General features: G+C 67.4%; 13 protein-coding genes. 8 read left to right on the plus strand and 5 right to left on the minus strand.

All coding sequences use genetic code 11. The features are described from left to right. The 7 genes from AC3WOH_RS14770 to AC3WOH_RS14800 all read left to right on the plus strand — a co-directional run bounded on the left by AC3WOH_RS14770 (window position 1) and on the right by AC3WOH_RS14800 (window position 6,498). A complete protein-coding gene (locus tag AC3WOH_RS14770) occupies window positions 1-1,533 on the plus strand; it encodes an acyl-CoA carboxylase subunit beta (protein ID WP_492230056.1) in 1,533 nt (510 codons plus the stop codon). Window positions 1,534-1,571: 38 nt separating this feature from the next. After that, window positions 1,572-2,192, plus strand: coding sequence for a glutathione S-transferase family protein (locus AC3WOH_RS14775; protein WP_492230057.1), 621 nt, complete (start codon window positions 1,572-1,574; stop codon window positions 2,190-2,192). A 44-nt stretch (window positions 2,193-2,236) separates the two neighbouring features. Next, entirely contained in the window at window positions 2,237-4,285 is a 2,049-nt protein-coding gene (locus AC3WOH_RS14780; RefSeq protein WP_492230058.1) for an acetyl-CoA carboxylase biotin carboxylase subunit, read from the plus strand. 25 nt (window positions 4,286-4,310) lie between these two features. Continuing rightward, the gene (locus AC3WOH_RS14785; protein WP_492230059.1) at window positions 4,311-5,135 is read left to right on the plus strand and encodes a YdcF family protein; all 825 of its coding nucleotides are present in this window, start codon (window positions 4,311-4,313) and stop codon (window positions 5,133-5,135) included. A 31-nt stretch (window positions 5,136-5,166) separates the two neighbouring features. Continuing rightward, entirely contained in the window at window positions 5,167-5,640 is a 474-nt protein-coding gene (locus AC3WOH_RS14790; RefSeq protein WP_492230060.1) for a VOC family protein, read from the plus strand. Between the two features lie 22 nt (window positions 5,641-5,662). Further along, a complete protein-coding gene (locus AC3WOH_RS14795) occupies window positions 5,663-6,001 on the plus strand; it encodes a hypothetical protein (RefSeq protein WP_492230061.1) in 339 nt (112 codons plus the stop codon). A gap of 101 nt (window positions 6,002-6,102) precedes the next feature. Next, window positions 6,103-6,498 (plus strand): phosphopantetheine adenylyltransferase, encoded by a 396-nt coding sequence (locus AC3WOH_RS14800; protein WP_184856051.1) that lies wholly within the window; start codon window positions 6,103-6,105, stop codon window positions 6,496-6,498. A 35-nt stretch (window positions 6,499-6,533) separates the two neighbouring features. On the opposite strand, the gene AC3WOH_RS14805 is transcribed toward AC3WOH_RS14800, so the two are convergent. Continuing rightward, window positions 6,534-6,980, minus strand: coding sequence for a hypothetical protein (locus AC3WOH_RS14805; protein WP_492230062.1), 447 nt, complete (start codon window positions 6,978-6,980; stop codon window positions 6,534-6,536). Between the two features lie 385 nt (window positions 6,981-7,365). On the opposite strand from AC3WOH_RS14805, the gene bioB reads away from it, so the two are divergent. Then, complete coding sequence (bioB, locus tag AC3WOH_RS14810) at window positions 7,366-8,403, plus strand: biotin synthase BioB (RefSeq protein ID WP_492230063.1); 1,038 nt, start codon at window positions 7,366-7,368, stop codon at window positions 8,401-8,403. Here the strand turns inward: bioB and AC3WOH_RS14815 are convergent, their stop codons facing one another. The 4 genes from AC3WOH_RS14815 to AC3WOH_RS14830 are packed head-to-tail and all read right to left on the minus strand — an operon-like array spanning window position 8,404 to window position 14,117. Further along, window positions 8,404-9,330 carry a response regulator gene (locus AC3WOH_RS14815; RefSeq protein WP_492230064.1) on the minus strand — a complete coding sequence of 309 codons (927 nt, stop codon included), beginning with the start codon at window positions 9,328-9,330 and terminating at the stop codon, window positions 8,404-8,406. It abuts the gene before it with no gap. Between the two features lie 6 nt (window positions 9,331-9,336). Continuing rightward, entirely contained in the window at window positions 9,337-10,527 is a 1,191-nt protein-coding gene (locus tag AC3WOH_RS14820; protein ID WP_492230065.1) for a response regulator, read from the minus strand. Beyond that, complete coding sequence (locus AC3WOH_RS14825; RefSeq protein ID WP_492230066.1) at window positions 10,524-13,559, minus strand: hybrid sensor histidine kinase/response regulator; 3,036 nt, start codon at window positions 13,557-13,559, stop codon at window positions 10,524-10,526. Before AC3WOH_RS14825 ends, AC3WOH_RS14820 begins: the two co-directional genes overlap by 4 nt. Window positions 13,560-13,577: 18 nt before the next feature. Continuing rightward, a complete protein-coding gene (locus tag AC3WOH_RS14830; protein ID WP_492230067.1) occupies window positions 13,578-14,117 on the minus strand; it encodes a putative pterin-binding protein in 540 nt (179 codons plus the stop codon). Between the last annotated feature and the right edge of the window lie 36 nt (window positions 14,118-14,153).

Here is a 14,153-nt window from a genome sequence, read left to right on the forward strand (position 1 = left end):
ATGCAAGACATCCTGGAGCAACTGGAGAAGAAGCGCGCCCTGGCGCGCCTGGGCGGCGGGCAAAAGCGCATTGATGCGCAGCACGCCAAGGGCAAACTCACCGCGCGCGAGCGCATCGAGCTGCTGCTGGACGACAACACCTTCGAAGAGTGGGACATGTTCGTCGAGCACCGCTGCACCGACTTCGGCATGGAGGCCAACAAGATCCCCGGCGACGGCGTGGTCACCGGCTACGGCATGATCAACGGCCGCCTGGTCTTCGTCTTCAGCCAGGACTTCACCGTCTTCGGCGGCGCGTTGAGCGAAACCCATGCCGAGAAGATCTGCAAGGTGATGGACCAGGCCATGAAGGTCGGCGCCCCGGTGATCGGCATCAACGACTCGGGCGGCGCGCGCATCCAGGAAGGCGTGGCCTCGCTGGGCGGCTATGCCGACGTGTTCCAGAAGAACGTGATGGCCAGCGGCGTGATTCCGCAGATCAGCATGATCATGGGCCCCTGCGCGGGTGGCGCCGTGTACTCGCCGGCCATGACGGACTTCATCTTCATGGTCAAGGATTCGAGCTACATGTTCGTGACCGGCCCCGAGGTGGTCAAGACGGTGACGCACGAGGAGGTCACGGCCGAGGAACTGGGCGGCGCCAGCACCCACACCACGCGCAGCGGCGTGGCCGACATGGCTTTCGAGAACGACGTGGAGGCGCTGATGATGCTGCGCCGCCTGTACAACTACCTGCCGCTGAACAACCGCGAAAAGGCGCCCGTGCGCCCGAGCAAGGACCCGGCCGAGCGCATGGACTTGAGCCTGGACACGCTGGTGCCCGAGAACCCGAACAAGCCCTACGACATGAAGGAGCTGATCACCAAGGTGGTGGACGACGGCGACTTCTTCGAGCTGCAGCCCGACTATGCCAAGAACATCGTGATCGGCCTGGCGCGCATGGAAGGCCAGACCGTGGGCATCGTCGCCAACCAGCCGCTGGTGCTGGCCGGCTGCCTCGATATCAAGAGCTCCATCAAGGCCGCGCGCTTCGTGCGCTTTTGCGATGCCTTCAACATCCCCGTGGTGACCTTCGTCGACGTGCCCGGCTTCATGCCCGGCACCAGCCAGGAGTACGGCGGCATCATCAAGCACGGCGCCAAGCTGCTCTACGCGTACGCCGAGTGCACGGTGCCCAAGATCACCGTCATCACGCGCAAGGCCTATGGCGGCGCCTACGACGTGATGAGCTCCAAGCACCTGCGCGGCGACGTGAACCTGGCCTGGCCCAACGCCGAGATCGCCGTGATGGGCGCCAAGGGCGCGGTGGAGATCATCTTCCGCGAGGACAAGAACGACCCGGTGAAGCTCGCCGCCCGTGAGGCCGAGTACAAGGAGCGCTTTGCCAACCCCTTCGTGGCCAGTGCCCGCGGCTTCATCGACGACGTGATCCTGCCGCACGAGACGCGCAAGCGCATCTGCCGCAGCCTGGTCATGCTGCGCGACAAGAAGCTCGAGAACCCCTGGCGCAAGCACGGCAACATCCCGCTGTGAGGCAGGACCAGAGCGGCCGACAGGCAAGGAGCACCGACATGTCCATCCAACTCTACTACCACCCGTACTCCCGCGCGGCCGGCACCCTCTGGGCGCTGGAGGAGGCGGGCGTCGCCTACGACCTCGTGGTGACCGACATCCTGAAGGGCGCCCAGAAAGGGCCCGACCTGGTCACCAGGAACCCCATGGGCAAGCTGCCCACGCTGGTGGACGGCGAGCTGGTCGTGTCCGAAGCCGCCGCCATTGCGCTGTACCTGGCGGACCGCTACGCGCCAGGGCGCCTGGCCCCGGCCCTCGACGATCCGCAGCGCGGCACCTACCTGCGCTGGTCGCTGTTCGCGCCCAGCGTGATCGAGCCGGCCGTGATGGCCAAGGGTGCGGGCTGGGAGGTCAAGGAGGTCTCCGCAGGATGGGGCCGCTACGACACCATGATCGCTTCGGCAGAGAGCGCCATTGCCGGCAGGGACTTCCTTCTGGGCAGCACCTTCTCCATGGCGGACGTGGTGTTCGGCGGAACCCTGCGCTTCATGATGGACTTCAAGCAGATCGAGCCCACGCCCACCTTCACCGCCTATGTGGAGCGGCTCAACGCGCGTCCTGCCTACCAGCGTGCCGACGCCCGCAACCAGGCCATGCGCAAGCAGCTGGGCCTGCAATGAGCGATTGACAAGAACAGCACAGCAAAGACAACGGAACCCTTGAAATGTTCACCAAAATCCTGATCGCCAACCGCGGCGAAATCGCCTGCCGGGTCATCGCCACCGCCCGCAAGATGGGCATCGCCACCGTGGCCGTGTATTCGGACGCGGACAAGGAAGCCCGCCACGTGAAGCTGGCCGACGAGGCCGTGCGCATCGGCGCCGCGCCCAGCCGCGAAAGCTACCTGTTGGCCGACAACATCATCGCCGCCGCCAAGCAGACCGGCGCGCAGGCCATCCACCCGGGCTACGGCTTCCTGTCGGAGAACGAAGCCTTCGCCCAGCGCTGCGAGGACGAGGGCATCGCCTTCATCGGCCCCAAGGCGCACTCCATCGCGGCCATGGGCGACAAGATCGCCTCCAAGAAGCTGGCCAACGAAGCCAAGGTCAATACCATCCCCGGCTACAACGACGCCATCAGCGGCCCCGAGCAGGCGGTGGAGATCGCCAAGGGCATCGGCTACCCGGTGATGATCAAGGCCTCGGCCGGCGGCGGCGGCAAGGGCCTGCGCGTGGCCTTCAACGACAAGGAGGCCTTCGAGGGCTTTGCCAGCTGCCAGAACGAGGCACGCAACAGCTTCGGTGACGACCGCATCTTCATCGAGAAGTTCGTGCAGCAGCCGCGCCACATCGAGATCCAGGTGCTGGGCGACAGCCACGGCAACGTGATCTACCTGAACGAGCGCGAATGCTCCATCCAGCGCCGCCACCAGAAGGTGATCGAAGAGGCACCATCGCCCTTCATCAGCGACGCCACGCGCAAGGCCATGGGCGAGCAGGCCGTGGCCCTGGCCAAGGCCGTGAAGTACCAAAGCGCCGGCACGGTGGAGTTCGTGGTCGGCAAGGACCAGGATTTCTACTTTCTGGAGATGAACACCCGCCTGCAGGTGGAACACCCGGTGACCGAATGCATCACCGGCCTGGACCTGGTGGAGCTGATGATCCGCGTGGCGGCCGGCGAGGCCCTGCCGCTGACCCAGGCCGACGTGAAGCGCGACGGCTGGGCCATCGAGTGCCGCATCAACGCCGAAGACCCGTTCCGCAACTTCCTGCCCAGCACCGGGCGCCTGGTGCGCTTTCAGCCGCCGGAAGAGACGATGTTCCAGTCCGACACGGCGAAAAAGCTGGGCGTGCGCGTGGACACCGGCGTGTACGAGGGCGGCGAGATCCCCATGTACTACGACTCGATGATCGCCAAGCTCATCGTGCACGGCAGCGACCGCGACGACGCCATCCACAAGATGCGCGCCGCGCTCAACGGCTTCGTGATCCGCGGCATCAGCAGCAACATTCCCTTCCAGGCGGCGCTGCTGGCGCACCCCAAGTTCGTCTCGGGCGACTTCAACACCGGCTTCATCGCCGAGAACTACAGCCAGGGCTTTGCGGCCGAAGACGTGCCGCACGAGGACCCGCTGTTCCTGGTGGCGCTGGCCGCCTACATGAACCGCCGCTACCGCGCCCGCGCCTCGGGCATCAGCGGCCAGTTGGCCGGGCACGAGGTCAAGGTGGGCGAGCAGTTCGTAGTGGTCACGCTGGGCGCCGGCGGCCAGAACGTGCACAACGCCGTCTCGGTGACGGACTTCGAGGATCTGTCGGGCTCCAGCGCCGTGACGGTGGACAACCGCACCTACCGCATCAGCAGCTCGGCCACGCTGGGCCAGGTGCGCGTGCAGGGCCAGTGCAACGGCCTCGGGTTCACGGCCCAGGTGGAGCGCGGTGCGGGCAAGAACCCGCTGGCGCTGCGCATCGCGCACAACGGCACGCAGATCGAGGCCATCGTGCTCTCGCCCCTGGGCGCGCGCCTGCACCAGCTCATGCCCTTCAAGGCCCCGCCGGACCTGAGCCGCTTCCTGCTCTCGCCCATGCCCGGCCTGCTCGTGGACGTGGCCGTGCAGCCTGGCCAGAAGGTGCAGGCCGGCGAGAAGCTCGCTGTGATCGAGGCCATGAAGATGGAGAACATCCTCTTTGCCGCGCAGGACGGCGTGGTGGGCAAGATCGTTGCCGGCAAGGGCGAATCGCTGGCCGTGGACCAGGTGATCCTGGAATTCCAATGATCGCGGGGCGTACGCAACCGTGTTCGTGACGGTGGACGAATGGCCATCGGCCGCGCCCCGCAGGCGCTGGCCGCTGGCCCGCCTGGCCTGCCTGCTGGTAGGCGCGGTGCTGCTGGCCGATGGCCTGGTGCTGATGTCTATGGGCCTGTTCTCCATGGGCGTGACCGTGCCCGGTGCCCTGGGCCTCGCCTTGTGCCTGCTGGCCTGGCGCTGGCACCCCCTGCAATCCTGGCGCAACCGCTCGCGCACCGGCCGGCGCCTGTGGCGTGCAGGCTGGCTGCTGTTGCTGGCCTGGGTGGCCAGTGTCGGCCTGTTCTGGAATGCGCTGGCGGGGCAGGTGCGCCAGTTCAATGCCGCTGCGGCCACCGTGCCGCTCCAGGCCATCATCGTGCTGGGCAGCGGCACGCCCCACGGCCGGCCATCGCCCGCGCTGCGGGCCCGGCTGGACAAGGCGCGCGAACTGGCCGCCGCCCACTCCGCGGCCTGGGTCGTGGTCTCGGGCGGGGTGGATTTTGGCGAGACCGCGAGCGAGGGCCGCATCATGGGCGACTACCTGCGCGCCCAGGGCATGGCGGCCGAACGCATCCTGCAGGAAGAGCGCAGCACCAGCACCGAGCTGAACCTGCGTTACAGCCTGCCGCTGCTGCAGGCCAAAGGGCTGGGACTGGCCAGCCCCGTGGCCGTGGTCACCAGCGACTTCCACACCGTGCGCGCCCAGCGCATCGCGCGCAAGATCGGCTACACGCATTCCGTGGTGGCAGCCGCCCCCACACCGCTTTACCTGCGCTACAACGCCTGGCTGCGCGAGTATTTCGCCACCGCCAGCAGCTGGGTGCTCGGCGAAGTCTGAAACCATTTCCTTGTTTTATGAAAGATCTGCCATGAACACCGCCGCCACCCGTCCCTTCAAAGTCCTGGGCATCCAGCAGGTCGCCATCGGCGGCACCGACAAGGCGCGCATGAAGACCCTGTGGGTGGACATGCTGGGCCTCACACAGACAGGCACCTTCCAGAGCGAGCGCGAGAACGTGGACGAGGACATCCTGGCCATGGGGCAGGGCGCCCACAAGGTGGAGGTCGACATCATGCAGCCCCTCGACATCGACAAGAAGCCCGCCGTGCACACCACGCCGCTCAACCACATCGGCCTGTGGATCGACGACCTGCCGCGTGCCGTCGAATGGCTCACGGCCAAAGGCGTGCGCTTTGCGCCGGGCGGCATCCGCAAGGGGGCGGCGGGCTACGACATCACCTTCCTGCACCCCAAGAGCAATGACGAGTTCCCGATCGCGGGCGAGGGCGTGCTGATCGAGCTGGTACAGGCACCGGCCGATGTGATCGCGGCCCTGGGCTGACTCGGCCGTGGCAATGGCATTCATGGGACGAACGCGGGCTGCAGCCGCTTTGCTGCTTGCGCTGCTCAGCCCCGCACTCTGGGCCGCAGGCGGCGCCTATCCGCTGGACTGGGGGCGTTCCGGTGAGGTCCTGGAATACCGCTCCTGCGGCTGCGCCGACAGCTGCTGGGTGGCCGAGGTGAAGAACCGCCGCACCCGCCAGACCCTGGCCAGCCTGCGCTGCGACTGCGAGCGTCTTTTCTCGCGGGTAGGCGCGCGCGGCCCGGAAGTGCCGCGTGCCGCGAGTTGCGCCGCCTTCGAGGGCGTGGCGGACAAGCCCGGCGCCATCCGCCAGGCGCTGGAAGAACTGCTCGGGCACTGAACCCGCAGTGCACCGTCCATGACTTGGCGGGTCATGGATCCGTAAGTCCATGGGCGATACAACCGGGGCATTCCTTGTGTCCCTTCCCGGAGTTGTCTTCCATGCGCATCCTCACCACCCTGGCCTTGCTGGTCGTGGGCATCATCCACCTGATTCCCGTGTCGGGCGTGCTCGGGCCCGAGCACCTGGCCCGCCTCTATGGCGCCGCGCCGTCCGACCCCAGTGCGCTCATCCTCATGCGCCACCGCGCCGTGCTGTTCGGCATCGTGGGGGCCGTGTGCGTGCTGGCTGCCTTCAAGCCGGCGTTCCAGTGGCTGGCACTGGTCCTGGGGGGCTTCAGCGTGGTCTCCTTCCTCTGGCTCGCCTGGGCCACCGGCGGCTTCAATGCGCACCTGCAGCGCGTGGTCGTGGCCGATGTGCTGGCCTTGCTGTGCCTGGTGGTCGGCGCGGCGACCCTGGCATGGGCCGAGCACACCACCCCGGTGCCTGGCACCTGACGCAAAGCAAAGGGCTTCGCCGGTCCTGCCTGGGCCTACTTGGTGAGCTCGCGGATCTTGTCCTCATCGATGTACCGGCCCATGCCCTGGAAGCCCTGGGCCACCGCAGGGTTCTCCATCAGCGAGCGCATGGCCACCTGGCCCAGCACCTGAAAACTGGTCTGGATGGCAGGCGGGCCTTCGTACTTCAGGGCGTCGCGGGTCTGTTGGCGGCAGGTGGCGGTGAGCAAGCGCTCGATCAGCTGCCCGGTGCCCTTGTTGGTGCCCTCGCGCTGTGCCGGCGTCACCGCCGCAATGCTGGCCACTTCCGGATGCAGGGCGGCCGTCGAGAAGATCCAGCGCACCAGCAGCGACCGGTCGGTATCGCTGGTCGAGGCCACCAGGCACTTGGCCAGATCGTCGGAATAGATGCCTGCCTGGGCGGGGCTGGCGAGGGCGGCGCCAAGGGCAAGGCCCAGGGACATGGCAGTGAGCGGTTTCATGGCCCCCATGCTACCCAATGCCGGGCGGCGCCTCCCTACCAGGATGGCAACGTACGCCAACTTCGGGGCGGCGCGCGCAGACTCGCCCGCAGATTGCCGGCAGATGCTGACCATAGGTGCCAACTTACCGCACTCGATTTTTCAATGATTTCAATTGCACTGAAAAATAGATAACGTCGGTCTTTTTCTCCAATTTAGAGCATCGAGATGCGCGAAGTTGGCGCATCCATTTTTGTGGCACTTTTTGTGACCCCACTGCTTGATCTTGCGCCTTTTTCTCCTTGAAAATCATCGCCATACCGCAGTGCGCCACAGGCGGCGATTCCGTGCCTCTGGCGTCTTTTGTCACCTGCCGCCTGCGAGCGAAGCGCCAAGGAGAGAACCCATGCCATCCATGACCCCCACCACCGCAGCCCCCCAGTCCATCCAGTTGCACCGCCCCGTGCCCAAGCCGGCAGTGCAGGGCGCATGGTCGTTGGCCGCCATCCAGGCCCTGCTCGACAAACCCCTGATGGACCTGCTGTTCGAGGCCCAAACCGTGCACCGCCAGCACTGGCCGGCAGGTGACATCGAGTTGGCTACGCTGCTCTCGGTGAAAACCGGCGGCTGCCCCGAGAACTGCGGCTACTGCCCGCAGGCCGCCGAGTTCGACACAGGGGTCAAGGCCGACAAGCTCATGGCCGTGGACGAGGTGCTGCGCGCCGCCCAGGCCGCCAAGGACGCAGGTGCCACGCGCTTTTGCATGGGGGCCGCCTGGCGCGCCCCCAAGGACCGCGATATCGAAAAGGTCAGCGAGCTCATCGGCGCCGTCAAGGGCCTGGGCCTGCAGACCTGCGCCACCCTGGGCATGCTCGAAGGGCACCAGGCCCAGGCGCTGAAGGACGCGGGCCTGGACTACTACAACCACAACCTGGACACCGCCCCCGAGTACTACACCGACGTGGTCAGCACCCGCGCCTACCAGGACCGGCTCGATACCCTGCAGCATGTGCGCAGTGCCGGCATCAGCGTGTGCTGCGGCGGCATTGTGGGCATGGGCGAGGCACCCGTGCACCGTGCCGGGCTCATCGCCCAGTTGGCCAATCTCAACCCGTACCCCGAATCCGTGCCCATCAACAGCCTGGTGCGCGTGCCCGGCACCCCGCTGGCCGACAGTGAGCCCATCGACCCGCTCGACTTCGTGCGCATGATCGCCGTGGCCCGCATCACCATGCCCCGCGCCCGCGTGCGCCTGTCGGCCGGCCGCCAGCAACTGGGCGAAGCGGTGCAGGCCCTGTGCTTTCTGGCCGGGGCCAATTCGATCTTCTATGGCGACAAGCTGCTGGTGACGGGCAACCCCGATGTGGAGGCCGATGTGCAATTGCTGGGCAAGCTGGGGTTGGTGGCGACGGGGCAGGCCGCCGCCGCACCCTGCTGCCCGTGATCAGGCTTTCTGCAAGGCGTTGAGCTCCGCCCGCAAGCGCTCCACCTCCGCCTGCAAGCGGCTGTTCTCCTGCAACTGGTCAAAATCCCTTTGCAGCTGCTTGCGGTGCTCCACGTAGTACATGAGGTTGCTGACCCGCAGGCGCAGCAGCTCGGGTTCGATGGGCTTGAAGACATAGTCGATGGCGCCCAGGCTCAGGCCCTGGTGGCGTGAAGCGTCATCCGTCATTGCGGTGACGAAGATGATGGGGGTGCATTCCGAGGCGTGGTGCTCGCGCAGGCGGCGCGCCACCTCGAAACCGTCCATGCCGGGCATCATCACGTCGAGCAGTATCAGGTCCGGCGGCGCGTCGGACTGGCAGATAGCCAGGGCCTTCTCGCCGTTGTGCGCGATCTTGACCTTGAAGCGGTCGCGGAACAGGCCGGCCAGCAGTTGCAGGTTTTCCGGCGTGTCGTCCACCACCAGGATGGTGGCGCGCTCGGGTTCGGGCACGGGTTCCAGGGGCGGGTGCCCCTCCGGGGCACCAGGGCGCAAGGAGACAGGCGCCTCGCGTTGCAGCAGGCGCTGCATGCGTTCGATCAGACGGCGTACCGTGAAGGGCTTGACCAGCAGGTCGCCGATGCCCAGGCGGATGGCCCGGGCGGCCGAGTCGCGGTCCAGCCCGCCCGACATCAGCATGAAGGGCAGGCCGGCCAGTTTGGGGTCGGCGCGCATGGCTTCGAGCAATGCGAGGCCGTCCATGCCCTGCATGTCCATGTCGCAGATCACCACGTGCACGGGTTCCGCGCGCAGCAGCTGCAGGGCACGCGCGCCATCGCGTGCCTGCAGCACCTGGCCGAAGCCAAAACTTTGCAATTGGCTGGCCAGGGCCTGGCGCATGGCGCTGGCACCTTCGGCCAGCAGCACGGTGGTCTTGGAAGGGTGCATGGGGGGTCAGGTCTTGGCGCCGTCGGCGGTCAGTTCGATGTGTTCGGCGGGCAGGTCGGCGGCGATGCGATCCACCTGGGCATTGAGTGCATGGGCGCCGTCGGAAAAGCGCTGGGCGATGCCCCGGAACTCCTCGGACAGTGCGAGAAAGGCGTCCACCATGTCGGGATCGAAATGGCTGCCCCGGCCGTCACGGATGATCTCCACGGCCTGCTCGTGCGAGAACGCGGCCTTGTAGACGCGTTCGGAGATCAGTGCGTCATACACGTCGGCCACGGCCATCAGCCGCGCGGACAGGGGGATGGTGTTGCCCACCAGGCCCTCGGGGTAGCCCGAGCCGTCCCACTTCTCCTGGTGGCTGTAGGCGATCTCCTTGGCGTAGCGGAAGAAGGGGTTGGCCTGCGAGGTCTCGCGCTCGGCGGAAATGATGGCATCGCGCCCCAGCGTGGTGTGGGTCTTCATGACCTCGAACTCCTCGGGCGTGAGCTTGCCGGGCTTGAGCAGGATGCGGTCCGGGATGCCCACCTTGCCGATGTCGTGCAGCGGCGCCGATTTGAAGATCAGCTCGATCGCCGCCTCGCTGAGCTCGTCGGCAAAGCGCGGGTGGTGCTGCAGCTTGCGCGCCAGCACTTCCACGTAGTGCTGGGTGCGGCGGATGTGGTTGCCGGTCTCGTTGTCGCGCGTCTCGGCCAGCGAGGCCATGGCGCGGATGGTGCCGTCCTGTAGCTCCACCACCTCGCGCGTGCGCTTGGCCACCTCTTCCTCGAGGTACTGGTTCTGGCGCGCCAGCAGGTCGCGCGCACGCTTGAGCAACAGGTGGTTGCGCACCCGCGCCAGGGTGATGGCGGGGTTGACGGGCTTGGTGATGTAGTCCACCGCCCCCAGCTCCAGGCCGATCGTCTCATCGTCCTTGGCGCTCATGGCGGTGAGGAAGATCACCGGGATGTCCTCGGTGTCGGGGTTGAACTGCAGGCGGCGCAGCACCTCGTAGCCGTCCATCTCGGGCATCATGATGTCCAGCAGGATCAGGTCGGGCTTGGCATCGCCGGCCACGATCTGCAGGGCCCGCTCACCGCTGTTGGCCAGCTTGACCTTGTAGTCCGCGCGCAGCAGATCGCTCATCAGCGACAGGTTGTCGGGCGTGTCGTCCACCACCAGCACCGTGCACCTGCCGCTGGTTTCCATGGGATTGCTCATGACGTGGGTCCTCCTTCTGGTATCGCTTGGCCGGGCTGGGGTGCTGCACGCAGCAGCGCCAGTGCGTCCGTGAAGATGTAGCTGTCCAGGGCGCGCTTCATCTCGCCGTAGACCGGGCCCAGCAGGGCCTTGAGGGTGGGCGCCGAGTCCTTGAACAGCTCCACGGCGTCCGAGTCGTCGTCGGCCAGCAGGGCATCCAGGCGCGCCAGCAGTTGTTGCGCCTCGGCGTCGCCCACCGCCACCTGGGCACTGCTGGCGGCCTCCTCGGAAGGCAGGGCACCCTGCAGTGCCGCCACCAGGGTCTGGCAGGCCGCGTCCAGCGGCGCCAGCAGGGCCGCCAGCGCGGCAGCGTCCGCCCCGTCGGCAATGGCATTTTCCACCGCTTCGGCCTGCTGGGCCAGGGCGCTGGCGCCAATGGTGCCGGCCGTGCCCTTCAGGGTGTGCATGCTGCGCAGGGCATCGTCGCGCTGGCCCGCGGCCAGGAAGGCCTGGGTGTTGGGCACGGCCAGGGCCTGGCCGGCCGTGAACTTGCGCAGCAGGCTCTCGTAGGCGGCCGGCTTGCCCAGCACACGGCGCAGGCCGGCGGCCGTGTCGAGCCCATCGATGTGCATGAGCGGCTCGTGCAGCACGCCCGCCGCCTGGGCGGGCACTGCCGCACCCGCCTGCCCATCCTGTGCCGCGGCGCGCGCCGGCACCCAGCGCAGCAACTGGGCGAACAGCTCGTCGGGGTCGATGGGTTTGGCCACATGGCCGTTCATGCCGGCTGCCAGGCAGCTGTCGCGGTCGCTGCCCATGGCGTTGGCGGTCATGGCCAGCACGGGCAGTTCGGCCCAGGCCGGGTTGCCGCGGATGTGGCGCGTGGCCGTGAGGCCGTCCATCACCGGCATCTGCATGTCCATGAGCACGATGTCGTAGGCCGCCCGCGCCAGCATGTCGAGCGCCACCTGGCCGTTCTCGGCCACCTCCACCACCAGCCCGGCATCGCCCAGCAGGTCGGCACCCACCTGCTGGTTCAGGTCGTTGTCGTCCACCAGCAGCACCCGGGCACCGCGGATGGGCGCGAGGTCGGGTGCGCTGCCGCCGCGGCGCGGGCCCGTGCGATCCGCGAGGGCGGCGTCCTGCGCCCCGCCCAGCGCCCGGATGGCCGTGTCGAACAGCTGGGAGGGGCTGACCGGCTTGGTCAGCATCAGCGCGATGCCGGCCTGCTCCAGCGCGCGGAACACCTCTTCGCGGCCATGGGCGGTGACGATCACCGGCACCGGAGGGTGGGGCAGCAGGGCCAGCTGGGCGGCCGTCTGAAAGCCGTCCATGCCCGGCATGCGCCAGTCCAGAAATGCAATCTCGCAGGGCAGGCCCGCCGCGTCGGCCTCGCGCGCGGCAGCAATGGCCTGCTCGCCCGAAGCGGCCGTGGTCACGGCAAAGCTCATGCTGGCCAGCAGGCCCGAAAGGATCTGGCGCGCCTGCTCGCTGTCGTCCACCACCAGCACGCGGCGCCCGCGCAGGTCGGGCTCGGGCAGCAGCGGGCGTGCCGAAGGCGTGCCCAGGCCCACGCGGGCGGTGAACCAGAAGGTACTGCCCTGGCCGGGCGTGCTGTCCACGCCCACATCGCCGCCCATCAAGCCCGCGAGCTTCTTGGAGATGGCCAGGCCCAGCCCGGTACCGCCATATTTGCGCGTGGTGGATGTGTCGGCCTGCTCGAAGGAGCGGAACAGCCGCGACTGCTGCTCGGGCGTGAGGCCGATGCCCGTGTCCTGCACCTCGAAGCGCAGCAGCAGGCCCTGTGCGGCATCGCGCTCCACCTCGGTCACGCGCACCACGATCTCGCCGGTGTCTGTGAACTTCACGGCATTGTTGCCATAGTTCACGAGGATCTGCCCCAGGCGCAGCGGGTCGCCGCGCAGATCGTCGGGCAGGGCCGGGTCCACGTCGAACATCAGCTCCAGCCCCTTGGCCGAGCACTTGTCGCCGATCAGGTTGGCCACGTTGTCCAGCACATTGCGCAGCCCGAAGTCGACGGTCTCCACCGTGAGCTTGCCGGCCTCGATCTTGGAAAAATCGAGAATGTCGTTGATCAGGCCCAGAAGGTGCTGGCCCGAGCGCTGGATCTTCTCGACATAGTCGCGCTGGCGCGGCGAGAGGTCGGTGGTCAGGGCCAGGTGGCTCATGCCGATCACCGCGTTCATGGGCGTGCGGATCTCGTGGCTCATGTTGGCCAGGAAGTCCGACTTCATCTGCGAGGCCTCTTCGGCGCGGGCGCGGGCCACCTCCAGCTCGTCCTCGTGTTCGCGCAGGGCGGCATTGGCCTGCTCCAGCTCTTCGGTGCGCTCGACCACCCGGGCCTCGAGCACCTCTTCGCTGCGCTTCAAGGCATCCACCAGCTCCGCCTGCGCGGCCATGGCCAGCGACTTGGCTTTTTCGCGCTTCAGGAACTGCCGGGCCATGGCCACGGCCAGCAAAAAGGTGAGCAGCGCCTGGAAGGCGGTGAGCCCGGTGGTCAGCAGGGTCTGGTGCTGCACCTCGGCATTGCGCTGGTCGCCCAGCAGGGCCGAGATGCGCGAGGCGTGCAGGGCCAGCTCCTGCACCGATTCGCGCAACTCGCCCAGGCGCTCGCGCAGCAAGCGCATGTTGGCATGACCGGTGCGCTCGTCCACGCTTTGCCCGAAGTAGCTGTCGCCCGCCTCCACGAACGACTGCAGTTCGCCCAGCGCCCGCGCATAGATGGGCTCGTGCTGCATCAGCGTGCGCGCGGTGCCGCTCTCCAGGGCACTGAAACGGCTCAGGAACAGGTCGTAGCGCAACTGCAGCTGTTCCAGCGAGGTGCTCTGGGGATCGAACTCGTACTGGTGCAGGGCATGGTCGAGTCGCCCATACTCCACGTTGAGCTGCAGGAAGGACCACAGGGCGTTCACGTCGCCCCGGCGCATCACGGCTTCAACGCTGCGGTACTGGCGGTACTGGACCGTGGCGATGGAGACATAGACCACCACCAGGCTGGCGATGATCAGGGGCAGGAGGTGCTTGCTGCGCAGCATGGACACCCCGCCGGCTCGTCACTTGACCTGCAGGGTGCGAAGCTGCCAGGCCGACCGGTTGTAGTAGAGCTCCGTGCGCAACTCGGCCTTGGTATCGAAGGGGTAGACGATGAAGAGGGGGCCCTTTTCGCGCACGGGCATGGGGCGCTCGTTCATGAGCCGGGCCACGATCACCTCGTGGCGCGTGGCGTCCTCGAAGGGGATCTCGGTCTTGTAGTCGTTGAGCGCCACCGCGGTGATCTTGCTGCCCTTGGCACCTGCCGCCGCCAGCACGTCACGCAGCAGCGGCCCGGTGAAGCTCACGGGCTGCGGGTACCAGGGGGTCTGGGTGGTGAAGCTCTTCTGGGGCAGCTTTTCGAGCATCTTCATGTCGAACTGGGCCCGGTCCCCCTGGTTGGTGCGGCCCACGCCGCCCTGGATGGTCAGCACCACGGGCCCGGCGGGCTTTTCCAGCGCCTGCGTCTGCGCCTGTGCCGGCAAAAAGGCGCATGCAGCAGCCACCACAGCGCCTTTGGCCAGGCGCGACAACGGGCCGTTGGCCCTCTTCGCATCGCTCATGCTGTTCCCCCTCGCCGGCCCTTTGGGGCCGTTGTT

This window comes from Acidovorax sp. FW305-C-20-28 (assembly GCF_058783375.1).